18 protein-coding genes, 6 pseudogenes and 1 other annotated feature are annotated in these 20138 nt (G+C 61.2%); of the genes and pseudogenes, 16 read left to right on the top strand and 8 right to left on the bottom strand.

Annotation, left to right across the window (positions count from 1 at the left end):
- Positions 1 to 102: 102 nt before the first annotated feature.
- The 8 genes and pseudogenes from DFP89_RS11305 to DFP89_RS21160 form a co-directional block, all read left to right on the top strand.
- Positions 103 to 300 (top strand): hypothetical protein, encoded by a 198-nt coding sequence (locus DFP89_RS11305; RefSeq protein WP_147273307.1) that lies wholly within the window; start codon positions 103 to 105, stop codon positions 298 to 300.
- Between the two features lie 423 nt (positions 301 to 723).
- Positions 724 to 1524 (top strand): flagellar motor protein MotB, encoded by an 801-nt coding sequence (locus DFP89_RS11295; protein WP_114349500.1) that lies wholly within the window; start codon positions 724 to 726, stop codon positions 1522 to 1524.
- Between the two features lie 87 nt (positions 1525 to 1611).
- Positions 1612 to 2952 carry a flagellar hook protein FlgE gene (locus DFP89_RS11290; protein ID WP_114349499.1) on the top strand — a complete coding sequence of 447 codons (1341 nt, stop codon included), beginning with the start codon at positions 1612 to 1614 and terminating at the stop codon, positions 2950 to 2952.
- Between the two features lie 55 nt (positions 2953 to 3007).
- A complete protein-coding gene (gene flgK, locus DFP89_RS11285; protein WP_114349498.1) occupies positions 3008 to 4468 on the top strand; it encodes a flagellar hook-associated protein FlgK in 1461 nt (486 codons plus the stop codon).
- Positions 4465 to 5481: a flagellar hook protein gene (locus tag DFP89_RS11280; protein ID WP_114349497.1), complete on the top strand. Its 1017-nt coding sequence runs from the start codon at positions 4465 to 4467 to the stop codon at positions 5479 to 5481. The genes flgK and DFP89_RS11280 overlap by 4 nt, the downstream gene beginning before the upstream one ends.
- A complete protein-coding gene (locus DFP89_RS11275; RefSeq protein ID WP_114349496.1) occupies positions 5481 to 6581 on the top strand; it encodes a flagellar basal body P-ring protein FlgI in 1101 nt (366 codons plus the stop codon). The genes DFP89_RS11280 and DFP89_RS11275 overlap by 1 nt, the downstream gene beginning before the upstream one ends.
- 273 nt (positions 6582 to 6854) lie before the next feature.
- Positions 6855 to 7070, top strand: a pseudogene (locus DFP89_RS21165) (IS3 family transposase); the annotation flags it as partial.
- A gap of 80 nt (positions 7071 to 7150) precedes the next feature.
- Positions 7151 to 7266 (top strand) — a sequence feature (AL1L pseudoknot).
- Positions 7267 to 7383: 117 nt separating this feature from the next.
- Positions 7384 to 7482: pseudogene (locus DFP89_RS21160) on the top strand (IS3 family transposase); the annotation flags it as partial.
- Positions 7483 to 7484: 2 nt separating this feature from the next.
- On the opposite strand, the pseudogene DFP89_RS11260 reads toward DFP89_RS21160, so the two are convergent.
- The 6 genes and pseudogenes from DFP89_RS11260 to DFP89_RS11240 form a co-directional block, all read right to left on the bottom strand.
- Positions 7485 to 7727, bottom strand: a pseudogene (locus tag DFP89_RS11260) (transposase); the annotation flags it as partial.
- 139 nt (positions 7728 to 7866) lie between these two features.
- A complete protein-coding gene (locus tag DFP89_RS11255; protein ID WP_114349494.1) occupies positions 7867 to 8925 on the bottom strand; it encodes a YeiH family protein in 1059 nt (352 codons plus the stop codon).
- 6 nt (positions 8926 to 8931) lie between these two features.
- Positions 8932 to 9192, bottom strand: coding sequence for a hypothetical protein (locus DFP89_RS20525; RefSeq protein WP_220269832.1), 261 nt, complete (start codon positions 9190 to 9192; stop codon positions 8932 to 8934).
- A 21-nt stretch (positions 9193 to 9213) separates the two neighbouring features.
- A pseudogene (locus DFP89_RS20785) lies at positions 9214 to 9471 on the bottom strand (Ldh family oxidoreductase); the annotation flags it as partial.
- Positions 9449 to 10276 (bottom strand): annotated as a pseudogene (locus tag DFP89_RS11245) (TRAP transporter substrate-binding protein); the annotation flags it as partial. The pseudogenes DFP89_RS11245 and DFP89_RS20785, both read right to left, overlap by 23 nt.
- 87 nt (positions 10277 to 10363) lie before the next feature.
- Positions 10364 to 10552, bottom strand: a complete 189-nt coding sequence (locus DFP89_RS11240) for a hypothetical protein (RefSeq protein ID WP_114349493.1) — start codon at positions 10550 to 10552, stop codon at positions 10364 to 10366.
- 113 nt (positions 10553 to 10665) lie between these two features.
- Here DFP89_RS11240 and DFP89_RS11235 point away from each other — a divergent pair, with 113 nt between their 5' ends.
- A complete protein-coding gene (locus DFP89_RS11235) occupies positions 10666 to 11715 on the top strand; it encodes a LacI family DNA-binding transcriptional regulator (protein WP_114349492.1) in 1050 nt (349 codons plus the stop codon).
- A gap of 305 nt (positions 11716 to 12020) precedes the next feature.
- Positions 12021 to 13235: a M24 family metallopeptidase gene (locus DFP89_RS11230; protein WP_114349491.1), complete on the top strand. Its 1215-nt coding sequence runs from the start codon at positions 12021 to 12023 to the stop codon at positions 13233 to 13235.
- Positions 13236 to 13367: 132 nt separating this feature from the next.
- On the opposite strand, the gene DFP89_RS11225 is transcribed toward DFP89_RS11230, so the two are convergent.
- Positions 13368 to 14144 (bottom strand): creatininase, encoded by a 777-nt coding sequence (locus DFP89_RS11225; RefSeq protein ID WP_114349490.1) that lies wholly within the window; start codon positions 14142 to 14144, stop codon positions 13368 to 13370.
- 98 nt (positions 14145 to 14242) lie between these two features.
- Between DFP89_RS11225 and DFP89_RS11220 the strand changes: the two genes are divergently transcribed.
- The 5 genes from DFP89_RS11220 (at position 14243) to DFP89_RS11200 (ending at position 19217) form a co-directional block, all read left to right on the top strand.
- A complete protein-coding gene (locus DFP89_RS11220) occupies positions 14243 to 15136 on the top strand; it encodes a LysR substrate-binding domain-containing protein (protein WP_114349489.1) in 894 nt (297 codons plus the stop codon).
- 128 nt (positions 15137 to 15264) lie between these two features.
- Entirely contained in the window at positions 15265 to 16389 is a 1125-nt protein-coding gene (locus DFP89_RS11215) for a polyamine ABC transporter substrate-binding protein (protein ID WP_114349488.1), read from the top strand.
- Between the two features lie 75 nt (positions 16390 to 16464).
- A complete protein-coding gene (locus DFP89_RS11210) occupies positions 16465 to 17310 on the top strand; it encodes an ABC transporter permease (RefSeq protein WP_114349487.1) in 846 nt (281 codons plus the stop codon).
- Positions 17307 to 18128: an ABC transporter permease gene (locus tag DFP89_RS11205; RefSeq protein ID WP_114349486.1), complete on the top strand. Its 822-nt coding sequence runs from the start codon at positions 17307 to 17309 to the stop codon at positions 18126 to 18128. The genes DFP89_RS11210 and DFP89_RS11205 overlap by 4 nt, the downstream gene beginning before the upstream one ends.
- Before the next feature lie 3 nt (positions 18129 to 18131).
- Complete coding sequence (locus DFP89_RS11200) at positions 18132 to 19217, top strand: ABC transporter ATP-binding protein (RefSeq protein ID WP_114349485.1); 1086 nt, start codon at positions 18132 to 18134, stop codon at positions 19215 to 19217.
- 455 nt (positions 19218 to 19672) lie between these two features.
- Here the strand turns inward: DFP89_RS11200 and DFP89_RS20135 are convergent, their stop codons facing one another.
- On the bottom strand, positions 19673 to 19906 hold the full coding sequence (locus DFP89_RS20135; RefSeq protein WP_147273306.1) for a hypothetical protein: 234 nt from the start codon (positions 19904 to 19906) through the stop codon (positions 19673 to 19675).
- Positions 19907 to 19953: 47 nt separating this feature from the next.
- Between DFP89_RS20135 and DFP89_RS11195 the strand changes: the two are divergent.
- Positions 19954 to 20138, top strand: a pseudogene (locus tag DFP89_RS11195) (IS21 family transposase); the annotation flags it as partial.

The following is a 20138-nucleotide window of genomic DNA, read 5'->3' as shown; positions in this document are numbered from 1 at the left end:
AGCATATCGTTGCGTGGGGGCTGTGCAAGGGGCCAGCCACAGCCGCTTGTGCCGGGGTTGCACCATTCCTACAGTCAGGCCCCCGGGGTGAAATCATGTCTCATGATTCCATCATCGGTGCGGGCAGCGCACCGGGACATTCTGGACGATTTCACCCGCAAGGCCGCGGCCGCCCTCATCCCGACGACCGATAAATTCAATACCGGCGACAACGCGGGCGTCGGCTGTTTCAAGGTGAGCCAGCGCGGCGTCTGCTGGCCCATCCCCGGATCGGTCGCAGTTTCCCCTCACCCCCAGTGACCCCATATTGGCGGCGCGCGCTCCGGGTGACCCCGCCGAATCATAGTGCCAGAACCGATGGCGCGCCTTCGCCCGCAGGAGCTCGGGCTCGGCGCCTGACGCGGCAGCGATAAGGATCTGGCACTCGCCGCGGGCCGCATCGCTTCGACCATATTTCATCTGGTGGGGATCGCTCGGACGGGGGCCGATGCCGGATCAATCATCAAGCCGATCCAGAAACTGTGCGAATTTCCGGGGATCTGGCTGGTCGAGACCTCGCTCATACCGGCCATCACCTCGGCAGGTACCAACGGCGCAAGGATGATGATCGCCGAAAAGGCCGCACGACCGGTCCTTGTGGAAATGCGCGGTATTTGAACCGTTAACTGGATATTAGCGGGGCTGTCCTAGACCTTTCCCTCAAGGATCGGAAAGGACGGATTCATGGCGGGGAACGGGGGCAATGCCCCGATCATCATCAAGCGCGTGCAGGGTGGCGGCGAAGCTGGCCATCACGGCGGCGCCTGGAAGGTCGCCTATGCCGACTTCGTGACGGCAATGATGGCGTTCTTCCTGCTGATGTGGCTGCTGAATGCGACCACCGAAAAGCAGCGTCAGGGTCTGGCCGAATATTTCAACCCGACGCTGATCCATACCACCAGCAGCGGCGCCGATGGCCCCTTCGGGGGCGAGGTCCAGGATGCCGAAAGCAATTCCGGCAAGGGCGCCGGTGCCTCGACCGACCAGATGGCGGCGCAGGCACGCGACGGCCAGGAATCCGGCTTCGACGCCATGGCCCGGCATATCCAGAACCAGCTGACCGGCAGCGGGGCCGAATCGATGCAAAAGACCAACCTGCTGCGCCATGTCGTCACGCGCATGACCGACGAGGGATTGGTGATCGAACTGACCGATCTGGTTGATGAGCCCTTGTTTCAGGCCGACAGTGCCCAGCCGACCCCGGTGATGCGCGAACTCGCCGGGCTGCTCACCGGCGTTCTCGGGCGGGTCAAGAACGAGATAGCCCTGTCCGGCCATGTCCGCGCCTATCCCGAGATGTTGATCCATTCGCCGGTCTGGGCGCTTTCCGATGCTCGCGGCCACACCGTCCGAAATCTGCTCGAGGAATCGGGGCTTCAGGCGACGCGGATCCAACGCGTCACGGCCTATGCCGACCGCCGCAACCGCTCGGTGAACCCGATGGACCCGAACAACAACCGAATCGAAGTGATTTTACTCAGATAACCGACCCAGAGCCGCCGCCGTTAGGAGCATCTTAACATCCTTCCGGCACAATTCACGCAAGCACGACTCACACAGGACGATAACAGAATGTCGATCTCCTCCGCCCTCAGCGCCAGTGTTTCGGGACTGGCCGCAAACTCGACGCGCCTCGCCAATATCTCGGACAATATCGCAAACTCCAGCACCTATGGCTACAAACGCGTCGATACCGAGTTTGAAAGCATGGTGATCAACCAGTCGCGCGGCGGCGGGGTCTATACCGCAGGTGGTGTGCGGGCAACGACGGGCCGCGACATCGAGCAGCGCGGAAACCTCGTGACGACCTCGAATCCGCTGGATATCGCCATTTCCGGACGCGGCATGCTGCCTGTGACCTCCGTGACGGAAGTTGGCCGCTCACCTGCCGGCGCCCAGGATCTGATGATGACCCGCACCGGCTCGTTCAGCCCGGACGATCAAGGTATTCTGCGCACCAGCTCAGGTCTGGTCCTTCTTGGCTGGCCCGCAAACTCCGACGGCACCGTACCCAACCAGCCCCGCGACGGTGTTTCCGGCCTGCAGCCGATCGTGATCAACGCCAGCCAAAGCGCAGCCGATCCGACGACGCGCGTGACGTTGGGCATCAACTTGCCGGCCGACGATTCGGTGGGCGGCGCGGTGGGCGATGCGCGTGAAATGGATGTGCAGTATTTTGGCAATCTCGGGAACTCCGAGAAGATGACCATCTCCTTCACGCCCGATGTCAGCGGTACTGCCGGCACGCGGTCAAACTCCTGGACAATGGAGATTCGCGACTCGGCCATCACGGACGACCCCGGCACGGCCGTCGATGAGACACTGATCGGCTCCTACACGCTGGCGTTCAACGACAGCCAGACTGGCGGAGGAACACTCGCAAGCGTCACGGCCTTGACGGGCGGTGCCTACGACCCCGCGACCGGCGAACTCAGCGTGAACACTGCTGGCGGTCCGATCAGCGTCGATATTGGCCGATTGGGCGACAGTACTGGCATGACGCAGCTCAGCGCCGCCTTCTCGCCGGCCAATGCGTCGCGGAACGGCTCGCCTGTGGGCAATCTGGTTGGCCTGGAGTTCGACGAAAAGGGTTTCCTTCAGGCAACGTATGATACCGGCTTCACCCGGACGCTCTATCAGATTCCGCTTGTCGACGTGCCCAGCGTGAACGGCTTGATCGCCATGGACAATCAGACCTACAAAGTCTCCCCCGACTCGGGCCCGTTCTATCTCTGGGATGCCGGAGATGGACCGACTGGCTCGGTCGTCGGATACGCCCGCGAGGCGTCGAACACCGATGTCGCCGCCGAACTGACCGACCTGATCCAGACCCAACGCGCTTATGGGTCAAACGCCAAGGTCATCCAGACCGTCGACGAAATGCTGCAAGAGACCGCCAACCTCAAACGCTGATGGCATGAGGCAACCGGTCTGACCGGTTGCCTCATCATGAAACAGGGGCTTCGCCATGAGTATATCCGCCGCCATTTCGAATGCGGTTTCAGGCTTGACCGCCGCATCGCGGGGCACCGAGATCGTCTCGACCAATATCGCAAATGCGCAAACCGAAGGTTACGCACGCCGCGAACTCGATCTCTCGTCGCGCATCTATGAACGTGGCGGCGGCGTCAGCATTGACGGCGTCAGCCGCATGATAAACGCGAGCCTTCTTGCCGACAACCGTCTGGCCCGCGCGCAGCTGGGGGCATCCGATACGATTGCCGCCTTTCACGCGTCGCGTGAAGATGCCATCGGAACCGCGACCGACGCGTCATCCCTAGGCAGTCTGCTAACCGCTTTCGATACGGCCCTGGCCAGTGCAGCTGCACGCCCCGACAGTGAGGTGCGACTGACAGCAGTTCTCGACGCTGCGCAGACACTCGCCGGCAAGATCAATCGCATTGCTGACGGCGTCCAAAGTGCCCGCACTGACGCAGAGCGTAGCATCGCGAATGACGTATCGCGCCTCAACAGCGCATTTGAACAGGTCGCATCCCTGAACAAACAAATCGCCAGTTTGACGGCACAAGGCAAAGATGCGGCATCGCTGATGGATTCACGACAGGCCGTCATCGACCGGATCGCCGAGATCGTTCCGATCCAGCAAGTGGCGCGGGATCACGGACAGATCGCCCTGTTCACGACCGGCGGCGCCGTTCTCCTTGACGGAACGACTCCCGCACAAATCGGGTTCGCCAGCGCTGGTCCGATAAATGCAAACATGAGTCTTGCCGCCGGCACATTGTCCAACCTGACCTTCAACGGCAAGGAACTGACCAGCTTCCAGCAGGCAGCGATGTTCTCAGGGGGGACACTCGGCGCAAACTTCGCCGTCCGTGATGAGTTGGCGCCTATGTATCAGGAACAGATCGACGCCTACGCGCATGAACTTTATGACCGGATTTCAGATCCGGCAATCGACGCCACATTAGCGATTGGTGGTCCCGGCCTGTTTACGGACGATCAAGGCGCGTTCCTCCCGACGAATGAGCCCGGATTTGCCAATCGTCTGGCGGTATCGGCGCTCGTCGATCCTGCATCGGGTGGCCAACTTTGGCGTATTCGTGCTGGCATCAACGCGACAGGCGCAGGCGATGCTGGTGAAAGTGCGTTGCTCAACAACCTGAGCTCAGCACTTTCAGCCTCTCGCTCACCGAGCTCTGGAAGTTTGTCCAACAGCCTCAGAACGCTGCATTCACTGACGTCCGAACTTTCCTCAAGTGCTGCATCCAACAGGATCCACAGTGGGGCAACGGCTCTGCAAAACAACGCACATCACGAAAGCCTGAAAACTGCCTTGCTGGCCGACGGCGTCGATACAGACAAGGAGATGGAAACCCTTCTCGCCCTAGAGCACGCTTACGCGGCAAATGCCAAGGTGTTCCAGACCGCTAATGATATGCTTGACACAATTCTGAGGCTGACATGACAAGTTTCAACTCAGTTGGCGATCAATCACGCTCGTATCAACTCCGCTTATCGCAATACCTGCTCAAGAGCAAGCTCGACGCCCTGACTAAAGAGGTCGCGACCGGAATAAAGAACGATATTCCCCTGGCATTGAACGGTGATCTTTCGCGTATATCTCATATTGAATCCCGGCTAACAATTCTGGCGACCTATCAGCAAAACGCGTCAGAAGCAAAAACCATGTTCGAGGGCTTGCAGGTAGCGCTCGGGCGGGTTCAAACATCCGTAAACAGTCTCGGTCCCAGTGTACTGTCCGAGGCCAGCATGTCACCCGACAGCATTCTACGCATGCGGGCTTCACAAATCTCAGAGGATTTCCGTTCCATATTCATCTCCTTAAATACTAATGTCGCTGGAAGATATATCTTTTCTGGAAGCCGTACCGACACTGCACCGCTGGGTTCATTCGACGATATGGTTACCGAACTTAACATGGCGGTCTCTGGCGCGACGACAGCGGATGATATAGTTACCCAGATTGAAAATTGGTTTGACGCACCAGAAGGAAGTGGTGGATTCACCGACACGATTTATCGTGGGAACGACTCTGGTAACGCGCAAATCTCTATTTCGAACGAGCGCACGGTTGGCACCAAACTGACTGCAAACTCGCAAGAGTTACGAAATACAATGAAAGGAATGGCGATATTGACCTATGTCGCCGAGTTTGGGGCGGGGCTTGACTCGGCAACTGTGCGCGAGCTCTTCACCGCGTCTGGTGAGAAACTCATAAGCGCCGACACTGACTTGACCATTGCAAGATCAATGATTGGGTTGCAGGAGACAGCCACTGCTCAGACGCAAACGCAGAATGCTGCTGAGGGCACATCTTTATCAATCGCCCGCTCAACCTTGATCAGTGCAGATCCGTATGAGACAGCGACAGCGCTCCAGGAAACTGAAGCCAGTATCCAGAATCTCTATAAGCTCACGGCACGCCTCTCTCGCCTAAAATTGACGGACTATCTGTGATGAGGTTTCTTTACATCGCAGTACTGCTAATTGTTAGCCAAAGCTGGGCGAATGCTGCACCGGTGCGCATCAAGGATCTGGCAAACGTCGATGGTGTGCGCGGAAATGATCTTGTTGGGTATGGTCTGGTCGTCGGCTTGAACGGATCGGGTGACAGCCTACGCAACTCACCTTTCACCGAAGAAATCATGGCTGGTCTGCTCGAGAGGCTTGGGGTGAACGTTACTGATGAAGCGTTCCGCCCCAAAAACGTTGCTGCGGTAATTGTTACAGCAGCCTTACCTCCTTTCGCCCGCACCGGCTCCCAGATCGACGTCAATGTCGCGGCGATTGGCGACGCAAAAAGTCTGCTAGGCGGGACGCTGGTCATGACACCGCTGAATGCTGCCGACGGCGAGATTTATGCGGTCGCGCAGGGTTCGGTGCTCGCGAGTGGAGCCGAAGCCTCCGGAGCGGCGGCTTCGGTTGTTCAAGGCGTTCCCACGACCGGTACAATCCCGTCTGGAGCGCGCGTTGAGCGGGAGGTAGCGTTTGACTTCTCACAAATGACAAATCTGCGGCTGGCGCTACGCAATCCTGACTTCACAACTGCTACTCGGGTCGAAGCCGCAATAAACCGCAAACTTGGTCGTGGCGTGGCCGAACTGATAGACTCTGGAACGATCACGGTCGATGCGAGTGTTCTAGGGCGTGTCAACCCGGCCCGCCTTATGGCGCAGATCGAAACCATCACCGTCGAACCGGAGGCCGCAGCACGGGTGGTGATCGATCATAAATCAGGAACGATTGTGATGGGTGAGGACGTTCGAATCTCGCGTGTCGCAGTGTCACAAGGCAACCTGACCCTTCGCGTTCGAGAGATGCCCGTCGTGTCGCAACCCAATCCATTCGCACCAGGTGAAACGGTTGTGGTACCGCGTACACAGGCCGAGATCACGCAAGAGCCCGGCATCGGTTTTGCCGAGGTATCGGGCGAATCCTCGCTATCTGACGTCGTTGCCGGGCTCAATGCGCTAGGAATACGCCCGCGCGATATGATCGATATTCTCAAAGCTGTGCATGCGGCGGGCGCCCTACATGCCGAATTGATCGTGAACTAACTTCCGTGTCGATCCGGCATATCTGGGGGACAACGTTGGCGACGAGTATATTATGGTTCTGCGATGCCGAGCTTTCGATTTACCCCAATGAATGTGCTTCCCAATTTTCAAGCTTCGTTGCCCTGTGATAGCCTCCGACATTGCCCCCAACTTTTATCCAGTGTGAGCGCGACTTGGGGTTTGAGTTTTGCCGGTTTGGGCGGGTTGGGCAACGGGGGCTAGCGCGAAGCTTTGAACCGCCCCAGGTTTACCGGAGAGTGGAACACTCAAAGGATGAGCCCTATGACGAAGCAAAGAGCCACCCCCGCCTATCCAGCCGAGCTGCGCGAACGCGGTGTTCGGCTTTTCAGGGAGAACCGGACCGATTACGCCAGCGACAGTGCGGCCTACAAGGTAATCGCGCCGAAGCTTGGCCGCTCCCCCGACAGTCTACGCGTCTGGTGCCAGCAGGCCGAGCGTGACCGCGGAGAGCGCGGCGGGCTGACGAGCGCGGAGAAGAACCGGATCAAGGAGTTGGAGCACGAGATCCGGGAACTTCACCAGGCTAACGAGATCCTGAAGAAGGCCAGCGCATATTTCGCTGCGGCGGAGTTCGACCGCGCGTTCCGCAAATGATCGCGTTTCTCGACGATCACCGTGGCGTCTTTGGTGTCGGGCCGATCTGCCGGGTTCTGGGATCGCACCATCGACGTTCTACAGTTTCAAGGCTGTGGAGCGTGATCGCGCCCGGGCATCGGATCGGGCGAGGCAGGATCGGGAGGACATGACCGCCATCAAGCAGGTCTTCGATGGTAGCAGGGGCCGATATGGCGCGCGCAAGGTCTGGCACCTGTTGCGCCGTGATGGGCGCGACATCACCCGTTGCACGGTGGAGCGGCTGATGAAGGTCATGGCGTTGCAACCCTTCAGCGCGCCATTGTCGAGCATCGCACCGGCCAGCAGTCGTTTCAGACGGGTGTTATCGTCCTCGAGGCCCTTCAGGCGCTTGGCCTCGCTGACATCCATGCCGCCATACCTGGCCTTCCACTTGTAGACGGTCGCATCCCTGACGCCGTGCTTGCGGCACAGATCGGCGACCGAAACACCGGCCTCGTGCTCTTGCAGAATGCCGATGATCTGCTCGTCGGTGAACCTGCTGCGCTTCATCTCTGCTCCTTTCGCTTGGGCCAGAGGAGAACTCAAACTGGGTTTGGCAGAAGGCGCAACGTCGGTGGGTGTCCTTTGATCAGGTCCTCCTTTCCGCAAACAATTCAGAACGGGCACGAGGTAGAGATCCCGGGATTTGCTATCCGATCAACCTTACGCCGGTCAGAATGAACAGGCCCAGAAAGATGGTCTCGATGACGATCAGGGCAATGGCGGTGCCGCCGACATCCAGCATCTTTGACACCGATGTCCTGATCCCCACCGCGGCAATCGCGATCAGCAGCGCCCATCGGCTAAGCGTCCCGGCCAGATCGGCAACCGTTTCGGGAATGACACCGACCGAGTTCAGGACGGCCAACAGCAGAAAGCCCAGCACAAAGCCCGGCAATAGCGGCGGGTGCATTCCATCGGGAACCTCTTTCGCCAACCCGCCTGCGCGGATCACCAGCGAAAAGACCAGCACCACCGGCGCCAGCATCGAGACCCGGATCAGCTTGACCAAGGTCGCGGTTTCGCCGACCTCGGGGCTGATCGAGAAGCCCGCTCCGACGACCTGCGCAACATCGTGGATGGTGCCGCCGAGGAAGACGCTGGTTTCCAGCGCCCGAAGGCCAAGCGCTGCGGTTAGTGGCGGATAGGCGATCATGGCGACGGTCGACAGCAGCGTGACCGACAGGACGGTGAAGGCAAGGTTCCGTTCGGATTTCTCGGTCTTGGGCAAGACGGCGGCGATGGCCATGGCAGCAGAGGCGCCGCAGATGGCGACGGCGCCCCCGGTCAGCAGCGCCAACCGCCAGCCGCGCCCGAACAGCCGCGCAGCCAGCAGCGCAAACAGAATCGTCGCCGCAATGCCCGCAATGACCAGCGCAATCATCGGGCCGCCCAGATCGGCGAGCATCTGCGTGGAAATGCGCGCGCCCAACAGCGCCACGCCAAGCCGCAGGATGGTTTTTGCCGAGAACTCCACCCCCGGCCGCGACCGCGCGCCATCCTCGGCAAGGAAGTTCAGCGCCAGACCCAGCAGCAGCGCCATCAGCATCGCGGGCGCGCCGTAATGTTCGGACAGGAACTGTGCCGTGATGGCGACAAGGATCGATACTGCAACGCCCGGGAAAAGCTTCGCAGCGGCACCACGATCGGGCCAGGGAAGCCGGTCTGACAGGCGGCGGGAGGGTTTGTCGGGCAGGTTTGCTGTCATCTTGCTCTATTCCGTCACCGTTTCACTGGCCGCATGGATCTGGGTCATCAGGTCGTCATCGATCTGGATGCCCGTTACGGCCGTCTCTCTGCGCAGGCTGTGCCGGCGCGCGCCCGGCAATCGGGCGCCGGGTTGGGTCTCTATGGCTTGGGCCAGGTCGTCGATCCGGTCAAGCGCAGCCGAGGCTGCGCCCGATGCCGATGCGTCCCGCCATTCCGACCACTGTTCCAGCGCGGCGGCCAGCTTAGAGATATGGCCCTGACCCACCCTAGCAAAAGCGCCGGGGTCGATGGCAAGGATCAGTTGGCCGACACCGGGCGGGGAACCGTCGGCGCCGAGGAAGGTCGAGGCCTCGTGCCCGAAATTCGCCCCGACCAGACCGGCCGCCAGCAACTCGACCATCAGCGCCAGCGCGGTTCCCTTGGCGTCGCCCATCGGGATCATGGTCCCAGCCAGTGCCGCCTTCGGATCGGTGGTCGGGCGCCCCTGATCGTCCAGCGCCCAGCCCTCGGGGATCGGCTGCGCGCACGTCCTCGGGCAGCGCATTGTACCATTCCAGATTGCAGGAATAGACCTGCGCGTCGGGCACAGCCTGGGTAAAGGTGATATGGCTCAGCATGTCCTTGAAACCAAAGACATAAAGTGCGCCCACCGCCGGGTCCAGAGCATCCGCAACCCCCTGCTGGATCGCCGATGGGGTCTCGCCCCAGGCGATCGGCGTCGGGTTGGCACCAACCAGCCGGTAATAGGTCTGCAACATCTCGGACCCCGGGACGCGGAACTTAACCCCCTTCAGGTCGCCGGGCGTCAGAACCGCATCGGGCCCGCCTTTGCGGATCGCGACCACGCGCGGGTCGATCACCGCATAGAATAGCGTCTTGAAGCCGCGCGCCTCGACCTGGGGATGGACGCGGTCCTTCCAGACGTCGGAATAGGTCAGGTTGATGAAGCGCTGGTTCGAGCCGCAGAGATAGGGCAGATTGATCAGATCGACGACCGGCGCGAAGGGCGCGAAGTTCGCTATCGAGTGCTGCGCCGCCTGGATCGTGCCGGATTGCACCTTCTGCACCAACTCGTTCGCGGCACCCAGCTGCCCGGCGGGCGCCAGCTTGACATAGACCTTGCCACGGGTGGCGTTCTGGATGTTCTCTTTCAGGTCAAGCTGCATGATCGGATAGCTGCGATCCGCGGTCATCACATAGGCCGTGGCCAGCGTCATCACATGTTCGGCGGCCTTTTCGCGGTCGCGTTCTTCATTGGCCATCTGGGCGGCGGCCTCGGTCGACCACAACATGCCGGCGGCCGAGGCCATGACGGCGGCGGTAAAGCCACCTGCCCCGGCCAGTTTCATGAAATTGCGCCGCGAGGCGGCGGCCTTCCAGGTCGTTTCGGATTCTTCGGTCAATGTTCTCTCTCCTCCCGTTGAGATGACTTGTCGTCAGTTTCTTGATTGCAGCTCGCTGACCAATGTGCCGACCCCGAAAAGGCCTGCGGCGATCAGCAGTGTCAGCGCCTCGGAAGAGGTGCCGAAAAGCGGGGCACCGCCCCTAGCCAGGACAAGATTTGCGACAAAGACCAGAAAAAGCAGGCCGCAAACGCCATAGGCAATCAGTCCGAACAGTCTCATCGTTACACCTCCTCTTGTGAACGAATCGTCTCGGTGGATAAAATGTAAGCGCTTACATATTGCATTGCAAGCGCTTACACCCGACGATGAGAAAATTTTAGGATTTTCGCCACATGCCCGAGGACGCGCATCCCACACCCGGCCGACGCCACCCGACCATCGACGATGTCGCGCGCTTGGCCGGCGTATCGACCGCGACGGTGTCGCGTAGCCTGAACAGCCCCGCCCGCGTCCGCGAGGCAACGCGGCTGGCGGTTGAACAGGCGGTCAATCAATTGGGCTATACGCCGAATTTCGGCGGTCAGGCTCTGGCCTCGAACCGCACCAACACCATCGGCGCGATCATTCCGACGATGGAGAACGCGATCTTTGCCCGCGCGCTGCAAGCCCTGCAAGAGACGCTGGCGACGCGGAACGTGACCTTGCTGGTGGCCACCTCGCAATATTCGCCCACGCATGAAGAGGCCCAGATCCGCACGCTCCTGGCGCGCGGCGTCGATGGGCTGGTCCTGATTGGCAATGACCGTCTGCCCGGCGCCTATCAGTTGCTGGACGCCCGCGGTGTGCCCTTTGTCGTACTGTGGTCCGCACCAGCCGATGCACAGCATCCGACGATCGGCTTTAACAATATCGCCGCCGCGGCAGAGGTGGCGCACAATGTCATCGGTCACGGCCATCGTGACATTGCGATGATCGCGGGCATTGCGCAGGGAAATGATCGTGCCCGCGACCGGATCCAAGGCGTATCCCAGGCTTTGGCGAAAGCCGGGCTGTCGCTGTCGCCGGGCCACCTGATCGAGTGCCACTATACTGTGAAGGATGCCGAACTGGCAGCCACGCAGCTGCTGCAGTCCGACCGCCGCCCGACGGCGATCATCTGCGGAAACGATGTCCTGGCGGCGGGTTGCCTCAGGGCGGCGCGGCAGCATGGGGTCGAGGTGCCCTCTGACCTGTCGGTGACGGGCTTTGACGATATCGAACTGGCCACCGCTGTCTTCCCGCCTCTGGCGACCGTAAGGGTCCCGCACCGGCGCATGGGCGCCAATGCCGGCGAGGCGCTGCTGGGCTGGCTGGAAACTGGCATTCGTCCGGCCTCGGTCGTTCTTCCGACAGAGTTCGTTCAGCGCCTGTCACTGGGTGACGCGCCGCCGGGTCGCCGCTGAAGCTTCGGATCAGACCGCGCCTGAGAAAGACCGCGGATCAGCCGCCGCACCAGCTTCGGCAAGCCGATCTTGTCATGCCGGCGATCTTTTGCCGCATGCGGTCGCCCGGCTGCGCCTGACCTGCGGCGGCAGATGCGCGTCCAGGGCAGCGCTGATGCGCGCGACGGGGTGCGCGTGAAGCTTCCGTCCCGGTGCCAACACCGAGAACTGGCGCAAATGGAACGATTTCCAGAACAAATTTCTGCGCGTCGTGCCCCGGACGTATTGTCACCCCAGCGCCTTTGAACAGCCTGAGGGATCGAAAAATGACAGATGACATGCTGCACGTCATGGAGTGGCACAACGGGGACAAGGACTTTTCACCCTTCTCCGACGCCGAGATGAAGCGCCGTCAGGACGATGTGCGCGGCTGGATGGCCAAGAACAACGTCGATGCGGCGCTGTTCACCTCCTACCATTGCATCAACTATTACTCGGGCTGGCTCTACTGCTACTTTGGCCGCAAATACGGCATGGTCATCACCCAGGACAATGCCACGACGATCTCGGCCGGAATCGACGGCGGGCAGCCGTGGCGGCGCAGCTTTGGCAACAACATCACCTACACCGACTGGCGGCGCGACAATTTCTACCGCGCGGTGCGGCAGCTGACGCCGGGCGTGAAGCGTTTGGGGATCGAGTTCGACCACGTGAACCTTGACTATCGCAAGGCGCTGGAAGCGGCACTGCCGGGGGTCGAGTTCGTCGACATCGCCCAGCCCTCGATGTGGATGCGTTCAATCAAGTCGGCGGAGGAGCACAAGCTGATCCGCGAGGGTGCCCGCATCTGCGACGTCGGCGGCTGGGCCGTCGCGGGCGCGGTGGCGGCAGGCGTACCGGAGCATGAGGTGGCCATTGCCGGGACCAACGCGATGATCCGCGAGATCGCCAATTCCTTCCCCTTCGTCGAACTCATGGACACCTGGACCTGGTTTCAGTCGGGCATCAACACCGATGGCGCACATAACCCGGTGACAAACAAGAAGATCAAGTCGGGCGATATCCTGTCGCTCAACACATTCCCGATGATCTTCGGCTATTACACGGCGCTGGAACGCACGCTTTTCTGCGACAGCGTCGATGATGCGAGCCTCGATATCTGGGAAAAGAACGTTGCCGTTCACCGCCGGGGGCTGGATCTCATCAAGCCCGGCGCCAAATGCAACGAGATCGCACTGGAGCTGAACGCCATGTACCGGCAGTGGGATCTGCTCAAGTACCGGTCCTTTGGCTATGGCCATTCCTTCGGCGTGCTCAGCCACTATTACGGCCGCGAGGCGGGGGTGGAGCTGCGCGAGGATATCGAGACCGAGCTCAAGCCGGGCATGGTCGTGTCGATGGAGCCCATGGTGATGCTGCCCGAGGGTATGCCGGGCGCGGGCGGCTACCGCGAGCACGACATCCTGATCGTGACCGAGACCGGGGCCGAGAACATCACCGGCTTCCCCTTCGGACCCGAACACAACATCATCAGGAACTAAGCCGCGTCCATGAGCGGGAACGGGGGCTGGCAAAGCTGGCCCCCGTTGGCTGTTCTCCGACAGGGTGAAACCGGCTCGCCAAAGAAAAAGGGGACCGGAACGGTCCCCAGGTCGCCCGTGGCAAAAGTCGGGCTAGACGAATTCCGTCCGCAGCGCTGTCACGATGCCCTTGGTGCAGACCTCCAGAAGGATATGCCCTTTCTCGACCGACGCCTCTTTCGGCGATGACAGCGTGCCGGACGGGGGCGTCCATTCCGGCTTGATCGGATAGACGTCATAAGGCGGGAAGGTCGCCGGGGCGTGATCAACGGCGCGGTCGAGATGGACAAGATGCGGGTAAAGCGCCAGCATCAGCGAGGTTTCAAGAACCCCGCCATGCTCGACGTCCCAGCCGGGGAAGCCATCGGGGTAAAGCTTCGCGATTGCTTCCTTGTGGACGAAATCCCAGTAGGACAGCACCACGACCTTCATATCGGTGATCCCGTCCCAGTTCAGTTCACGCAGGGCAAGATCGATCGCTTCGACGATGAACCAGGAATTTTCGAAATGCCCGTTCACCAGGCAGATCTTACGAACGCCCTGCCGCGCGAAAGATTTCACCACATCCTTGAGCGAGGCTACCAGCGTCGCGCCGTCAAGGCTTGTCGTGCCGGGGAGATGATTGCCGCCGCCGGATTTCTGATGCGACTTGTAGCCGTAGGTGAACGGCGGCGCGACAAGACCGCCGACCTCTTCGGCCACGCGGCGGGCGAACTCGGTCGGCAAGAGCACGTCAACATGCAGCGGCATGTGGTGGCCATGCTGCTCCATCGAGCCGATGGGGATCAGGATCGGCGTGCGGCCGTTTCGGACTGCGGCGTGGTAGTCGGGCCAGGTAAGTTCTGCGGCAAAAGCAGTTGCGTGTTTCATGATGACCTGACCTTTTGGAGAGCTGACCGAAATCTAAGTTGCCTGACAAGCATTTGAAAAATATATTGTCCCAATGCTTCCATTGGCGGGGCAAATCCATGGCGCTGCTCACAAACCTGCCGACTGATCTTCTGCGGACCTTCATCGCGGTGGTGGAGCTTGGCGGCCATTCCAAGGCCGGGGCGGTGCTGGGGCGCAGCCAGCCGGCGATCTCGCTTCAGATCCGCAGGCTTGAGGACCTCGTCCGCTCGCCGCTTCTGTCGCAGGAAGGCCGCGCGATCTCGCCCACACCGGCCGGCGAAGCGCTTCTGTCCTATGCGCGCGAGATGATGCGCATCAACGATGAGGCCGTGCGCTATTTCCATCGCGCGGAAATGAGCGCTGTCCTGCGCATCGGCCTGCCGACCGACTATGCCGTGGCCTTCCTTCAGAACACGCTGACCACGTTCCGGCGCAATCACCTCGAGGTCGATCTCGAGATCTATTGCGACCTCAGCCGCGAACTGCACCAGCACCTGCGCTCGGACGACCTCGACATCATCGTCGCCACCATGCCGACGGCGCGGATGCCCTATCTGTCGCGCGCCTGGGTCGAGCAGCCGATCTGGGCAGCGGCCGAGACGCTCGACCTGCCGGACACGCGCCCTGTCCCGCTTGGCGCGCATCTGGAGGGCTGCGATTACCGCTCGCGCATGATCGAGGCGCTCGACGGGGCCGAACGCCGCTGGCGGATCATCTATACCGGGCCGGGCATCTCGGGCCTGCAGAACGCTGTCCTGAACGGTTTTTGCGTCACGGCCCTGACCCATGCCACGATGCTGTCCGGCATGCGCGAGCTGCGCGAAGACGAAGGTTTCCCGAAGCTGGAGCCGCTGCGAATCGGCCTTTTCTACAAGCATCCGCGGCTATCGGCGGCCGGGCTGCAACTGGTCAGCGACCTTGTGGCCAGCCTGGAAAGCGTCGGATCAGGTGTGCAAACCGTCACGGGCTAGTCTGTCGATCCTGCGCCATAACGCGCGCTTATCAATGAATTTCAAGAACGTATTTTGTTCGGACGCGCCGATCTCCTAACCTCTCGTCAATCCATAATCCAGAACAACGAGAACAGGGAGCTACTGAGATGTCAGAGTTTGAGAAGGCCGCGACCGGCCTGACGCGTCGCTCACTGCTTGCCTCGGGAGCCGCCGTTCTGGCCACCCCGATGCTGTCACGCCGCGCCTTCGCGCAGGCGACGGAACTGACCATGCTGGCGTGGTACGGCCATGCCGAACCCGATATCGTTGCCGAGTTCGAGGCCGAGAATAACGTCAAGTTCGTGCCGAAATACTATACTGGCGGCGACAACATGCTGGGCCTGATCTCGCAATCGCCCCCCGGCACCTTCGACGTGATCCTGTCCGACGCCGAATATGTGCTGGCGCTGAACGAGGCGGGCTATGTCGAGGAGCTGGATCCGAACGATTACGATCTGACCGATTATTTCCCGGAATTCCAGAACTTCCCGGGCAATTGGAGCGACGGTAAGCTTTTCTCGCTGGTCACACGCTTTGGCTTCCTCGGCGTGGCCTATAACACCGATGCGCTTACCGAGGCCGAGGCCGCCAACTACAATGTTTTCTGGGATCCGAAACTGACCGGCAAAGTCGGTCATTTCGACTGGCACCTGCCGAACCTGGGGCAGATGAGCCTGCTGAACGGCAATGCGAATCCCTATGATATCGACGAAGCGGCCTGGCAGGCCGTGAAGGACAAGACCATGACGCTCAGGCCGCAGATCGGCGGCTTCTTCGATTATGGCGGCACCTTCTCGTCCCTGAACGACGGTCAGATGCTTGCCTTCTGTGGTATCGGTGACTGGATCACAGGGGTTCTGGAAAAGAATGGCGCCAAGGTGCGTTCGATCATTCCCGAACAGGGCGGGTTGCAGTGGTCGGAATGCTTCTCGATCGGGAAGGGGTCGCAGAAAGCCGACCTCGCCAAGAAGTGGATCCAGTACATCACCTCGGCCAAGGGTCAGGCGAAATCTGCACAGATGGCCGCCTATCCCGCGCTGATCCCGAACCAGAAGGGCTGGGAAGTGCTGCAGGCCGAAAACCCTGATGAGGCAAAACGCCAGGGGATGACCAAGGACGCCGGCAACGCGATCGAAATGATCCGCGCCGGGCGCATCAAGTTCCGCCAGTGGCCGGTGCAGCAAAGCCTCGAAGACTGGAACGACTTCTGGTCGGAATACAAGGGCGCCTGATCCGCCGCCAGTGCAAAGACAGGCCAACAACAGCTGTTTGCTGGCCTGTACCCACCAACCGGAGAGCGCCCGCCTATGCGACGCCCGATCACGCTTTACGGCCTGACCTTCTCGCTGCCGCTTCTCGTCTGGCAGATCCTGTTCTTTGTCTTTCCGCTGCTGTTTCTTGTCGCGCTGTCGTTCTGGACCGTGAAGAACTTCGCGATGCGGCCGGATTTCGACACGGTGAACTGGACCACGATGTATGGCCGCGCCGTATTCTGGCAGGCTTATGGCACGACTTTCGTTCTGGCCACTGCTGCCTCGTTCCTGACAAGCGTGCTGGCCTTCCCGGCGGCCTATGCCATCGCCTTCAAGCTTTCCGACACCGCCCGCCGCTGGGCCGTCTTCCTGATGGTCATCCCGTTTTTCACGAGCTACCTCGTCCGTGTCTATTCCTGGCAGATCTTCCTGTCGGATTCGGGCATCATCAACGTCACCCTTGGATGGGTCGGTCTTGGGCCGCTGCCGCTGTTGAACACCGTCGGCGCCACGATGATCGGCTACCTGACGCTCAGCTTTCCGCTGGTCGTGCTCCTCCAGCTTTTCAGCCTTGTCTTCATCGACCGCACGCTGATCGAGGCGGCGCATAACATGCGTTGCGGGCGCCTGCGCACGGTCTTTGCCGTCATCATTCCGTCGGCGCGGACGGGCCTCGTCATCGCCGCTCTTTTCTGCTTCATCCTGTCGTTCGGCGATTTCGTCAGCCCGATCTATCTGGGCGGGGGCGAGCCGACGACGCTGTCGATCCTGATCACCGACACCACGAAATCCGGCCAGCAATGGCCCCGCGCCGCGGTCATCGCGCTGACCATGATCGCCACACTTCTGGCGGTGGCCTTTGTCGCGGTGAAATTCGCCTACAAGGGGAAGTCGAAATGAGCGCGTCCGCCGATCCCAACCGCAACCGGGCCGTCGACTGGGCGCTGATGGCCTATATCGTGCTTGCCTATGCGTTCGTCTTCGCGCCGATCGCGGCAAGTTTCGTCTTCTCCTTCAACTCGGACCGCTTCCCCTCGATCCCGCTTGGTCACTTCACGCTCGACTGGTATCGCGCGGTCGCCACCGACCCGCTGGTCTGGGAAGGCGCGCGCAACACCCTGTTTGTCGGCGTGATCGTCGGGGTGGTATCGACCGCACTTGGCTTCGGCGCCGCCTATACCGACTATCGCTACAATTTCTTCGGCAAGCAGGTCTATCTGGCCCTGGCGCTTCTGCCGCCAACGATCCCGGTCATCATCCTTGGCCTCGCCATGCTCGCCTATCTGTCCCGGGTCGGCCTGTCGGGCAATGCGCTTTCGGTCATCATCTCGCATGTCGTCGTCTGCGCCCCCTTTGCCATGGCCATCATCAGGCTCAGGCTGTCGCAGATGGACCCGGCGCTTGAGCCTGCGGCCTGGAACCTCGGCGCGTCGGAATGGAAGGCGATGCGCCACGTCATCGTGCCCTTCACGATGCCCGCCATTCTTGGCGCACTCTTCATCACCATGGCCGTCTCATTCGACGAATTCGCCGTGGCATGGTTCGTCTCGGGTCTGAACGAGACGCTGCCGGTCAAGGTGCTGGGCTTCCTGCAAGGTCAGGTCAGCCCGCGGATCAACGCGATCGGAACTTTCGTCTTCGTCCTGTCCATGACGCTTGTGATCCTGGCGCAGCTTCTGCTGTCAGGCCGCAGCGCCACGCCCGCCGACAAGGAGTAAAGCATGCAACGCGACACGCTCGTTTCGTTCGAAGGCGTCGTCAAACGCTTCGGCAGTTTCGTCGCCGTCCAGAAGCTCGATTTCGAGATCCGCAAGGGCGAGTTCCTCGCGATCATGGGCTCGTCCGGCTGTGGCAAGACGACGACGCTCAGGATGCTGGCGGGGCTGGAAGCGCCGAGCAAAGGGGTGATCCGTCTTTCCGGCAAGCCGATAAACGACCTGCCAACCTGGAGCCGCGACACGCCGATGGTGTGGCAAAGCCTCGCGCTCTTCCCCTTCCTGAATGTGCGCGAGAACGTCGAGTTCGCGCTGAAGATGCGCGGCGTCGGCAAGGCCGAGCGGCGGCGGCGGGCGGAACAGTGGCTTGAGCGGATGCAGATCAGTGAATTCGCCGATCGCAATATCGCCCAGCTTTCCGGCGGCCAGCGTCAGCGCGTGGCGCTCGCCAGATCGCTGGTGGTCGAACCCGAGATCCTGCTGCTTGACGAACCGCTTTCGGCACTCGACGCGGCGCTGAAGGTGAGGATGCAGTCGGTCCTGAAGAACCTTCAGCGCGAAACCGGCATCACCTTCGTCTATGTAACGCACAGCCAGTCCGAGGCGTTCTCGATGGCCGACCGCGTGGTGATCATGAGCCGGGGCAAGATCGAACAGATCGGCACCCCGCAAGAGATCTACCGCACCCCGCGCACCCGGTTCGTCGCCGATTTCCTTGGCTCGTCCAACCTTTTCAGCGGCAAGGTCCGCGCGGCGGGCGGGGGGCTGGCGCTCGATACCCCGGCCGGCGAGCTGCGGCTTGCGCCTGACGCAGGCCAGACGGTGGGCGACACGGCGACCATGACCGTTCTCGATACCAAGACCCACCTCAGCGTGACGGTGCCCGCGGGCGCGGTCAATGTCGTGCCCGTGCGGGTCATCGGCGAGGAATTCGTCGGCGCCACCGCCACGCTTTATCTCGAAACCTCCCAGGGCCAGGAAATCCGCGTCCAGAAGGGGCACGACGAATTCGCCGATCTGCCGATCGGGATGGGCCAGAACCTCTATGCCTGGTGGAACCCGGAGGACGCCCATCTTGTCGCCGAATCCTGACCCAAACTGGTACGCGCCGCCATTCTTGACCGGCCGCCTTGGTCCCTTGGCCAGCGACCGCGCGAAGCAGCGCTGCAGGACGAGCATCGTTTTCGTGCAAGGCGACGGCCTTAGCCAGGCGCGGATGGATCGCGCGGCGCTGGAAAGCGAGGGGCTCCGGTCTCTTCTGCGGCGCTGCATCGATAGGATCACCCGCTGTTCCGGGCGGCGTTCGGACCACGAGGAAAGCCAGTAGCCATTTCCGCTGGCGGCGCAGCAAGGGATCGGAATCTGGGTTGTTCCCAAGAACGCACTCGTGCGCAGGCGCATACCGCCGTACATCTGATCTTCGCGGATCGCGACGGCCGGCAAATTGGCCGTGTCGTAGGTCAGCCCGTCACCGCCATCGATGTTGAGGATGGTTGAAAGCGCTTCCTTCAGCTGGGTTTCTTCGTCTCCGCCATATGACATTGATTTTATTTATATTTATTGCCGTTGAGCGGATTTACCCGCCAAAAAACCCGCCAATATAAAAACGCTTGAATGCGACCATGTGCGACACATTTGGCATCCTGCCATCTGAGGCGCAAAGCCGAAACGATCACCTTCGCGGCGGTTTCGATCCACGAAGCCCAAGGGCCAAAGGCCAGGGCAAACTCATCTGCAGACATGACCGGGGCGGGCGGTCGGGGCGGCTGGGCAATCGTCATATCAGGGTCAGGCCAATCCGCCTGAAACTCATGCACCGATGCGCCATATCTACCCTGAGCGGCTGGTGGTTGTGGCCGAGGGCCACGTGATTTGCACGCATGAGCGCATTATCGACCGGTCGCACCGCCAGCCGGGGCGCGTCATCTATGACTGGCGCCACTATCTGGCAGTCGTTCAGCGCAAACCCGGGGCGCTGCGCAATGGTGCGCCCTTCGTGGAAATGCCCGAACC

It is taken from the genome of Paracoccus lutimaris (assembly GCF_003337565.1).
Lineage (GTDB): Bacteria > Pseudomonadota > Alphaproteobacteria > Rhodobacterales > Rhodobacteraceae > Paracoccus > Paracoccus lutimaris.
Note: the sequence above shows the minus strand (reverse complement) of the source record. Positions and strands in the feature narration are given on the sequence as shown.